At 67.8% G+C, this 2260-nt stretch carries 1 protein-coding gene; it reads right to left on the bottom strand.

Annotated features, from left to right (window positions below):
- Window positions 1-239: 239 nt before the first annotated feature.
- A partial coding sequence (locus tag D183_RS0119880; protein WP_017910548.1) for a TonB-dependent siderophore receptor occupies window positions 240-2260 on the bottom strand: 2021 nt, incomplete at its 5' end.

Below are 2260 nucleotides of genomic sequence, written 5' to 3'. Positions count from 1 at the left end.
CCTGTCATCGCAGGTGCATGACAGTTGACTCCTACAGGACACTTTCCGTCGTGGAGAGGTGTCCTCGCGGCACACAGCTGCGCGTGGCGCTCGACCAGTCGCGCCGTGCCGACGGCGCGTTCCAGTGTCCGCGCGTACCGCGCTCCCGCCAGCGACCGTCGCACATTCCGCAACTCTCAGTGACGGCACCACGCGTCGCGGCAAGTGCCCTGCGCGACGCGTTCCGCCAGCGGCCGGCGCTAGAACCGGTAGGTCAGCGCCAGGGCGGTGTTGCGGGGCGCGCCATAGTAGCCCTGCGCCCAGTACAGGCTGTTGATGTACTTGCGGTCGGTGACGTTGTAGACGTTGAGGGTGGCGCTGAACTGCGGGGTGATGGCGTACTGCGCCATCAGCCCCAGCAGCGCATAGCTGCCCTGGCGGGTGTAGATGGGATTGCCGGCGGTGTCCACGGCCTCCTGGTCGCGGACGATGGCGTCCTGCCAGGTCAGGGTCGCGCCCAGCTGCAGCGCCTCCCATTGCGGCACGGTGTAGGTGGTGGCCAGCTTGAAGGTGCGGCGCGGCACGTAGGTGCGCACGTTGCGCCCGTCGTCGCCCTTGATGCCCAGTTGGGTATAACCGGCGTTGAGCTGCCAGTGCGCGCCGATCCGGCCGGCGACGTCGAACTCGTAGCCGGTGGAGGTGGCGTCGATCGGCCGGTACGTCTGCAGCGTGCCGACGAAGACATCGGCTTCGGCGGTGTTGTCCTGCTTGGCGCGAAACAGGGCGAAGGAGGCGTTGACGCGCTGCTGCAACCACTGGCCCTTGATGCCGAGCTCGGCGTTGCTGCCGGTGATCGGGTCGAGCACGCGCAGGTTGCGGTCCAGTTCGGTCTGCGGGTTGAAGATCTCCGCATAGCTGGCGTACAGCGCGTAGTTCGGGGCGAAGCTGTAGACCGCACCGACGAACGGGGTGGTCCTGCTGTCGTCGTAGGCATGCTGCACGCCGTAGTTCTGGCCGCGGCTCTCGATCCCGGTGTGGTTGACGCCGGTGATCAGCTTCAGCGTCTCGCCCAGGTTCCAGCGCGCGGTGGCGTAGGCGGTGCGGCGGATGATGTCGAACTGGGCGCCGTCGGAGAACGCGTCGAAACGCGGCTTGGGATAGGCGCCGTTCCAGTCCTGCAGGGGCGGCAGCGGCGTGCCGATGTCGTTGCCGTACCAGGACACCTGGTCGGCCTCCACGCGGCCCCACTGCACGCCCACCACCAGTTCGTGCTCGCGCCCGCCGAGCGCGAACGGTCCGCTTGCGGACACGTTGGCGTACTTCTGGGTTTCGCTGCTGCCGTACTGCGAGGGGTAGGAGAACAGGCCCAGGCCGGTGTCGCGATCGGGAGTGCCGTAGACGTAGAACAGCTGGGCATCGTTGTCGAGCCTGCGGTAGTTCAGTGCCAGCGTGAGCCGCCAGTCCGCGCCCAGGTCCTGCCGCAGTTCCAGGAACCCGCGCTTGTCTTCGGTGGTCCAGTACGACCAGTCGGCCGAAGTGCTGGTGGACCGCGCGAAATCCGTGGCACTGCCATCGCTGTAGTACAGCGGCAGTGCGCCCCACATGCCACCGGTGGCGTCGTTCTTTTGATCGCTGGCGCCCACGCTCAGGCGGGTGCGATCGCTCAGATCGGCCTCGACGATGCCATAGACGCTGTGCTTGTTCAGCGCATAGCGGTCCAGGTAGCTGTCGCCGTCCTGGCCGGCGGCGACCACCCGCCCGCGCACGCTGCCGCTGGCGTTGAGCGGGCCGGACAGGTCCGCGTCCAGCCGCCGCGTGTCCCAGCTGCCCACCGTCACTCCGGCGCTGCCCTGCAGGTCCTCGGTGGGCCGCTTGCGCACGAAGTTGATCGTGGCCGACGGATTGCCGGTCGAGGACATCAGCCCATTGGCGCCGCGCAACACCTCCACCCGCTCGTACATCGCGGTGTCCAGGTCGCCCTCGGCGCCGCCATTGGTGAACGGCAGGCCGAGGCCGTCGACCTGGAAGGTGACGACGTCGAAACCGCGTGCGCTGTAGTAGGTGCGATCGGTCTCGATCTTCTCGACGTTGATGCCGGTGGCCAGCGCCAGCACATCGTTGGCGTTGCGCAGGCCGAAGTCGTCCATCTGCTCGCGGCCGATGCTGCTCACCGACTGCGGCGTCTCCAGCGGGCTTAACACCAAGCCGGTGCTGGCGGCGCTGGGCGGCGGGGTATAGCCGTCCTTGCGCTGCGCGACCACGTCCAGCTTCTCCAGTTGCG

The sequence above is a fragment of the Xanthomonas sp. SHU 199 genome (assembly GCF_000364665.1).
GTDB lineage: Bacteria > Pseudomonadota > Gammaproteobacteria > Xanthomonadales > Xanthomonadaceae > Xanthomonas_A > Xanthomonas_A sontii.
The sequence above is the reverse complement of the archived record's forward strand: the minus strand, read 5'-3'. Positions and strand labels throughout refer to the sequence as shown.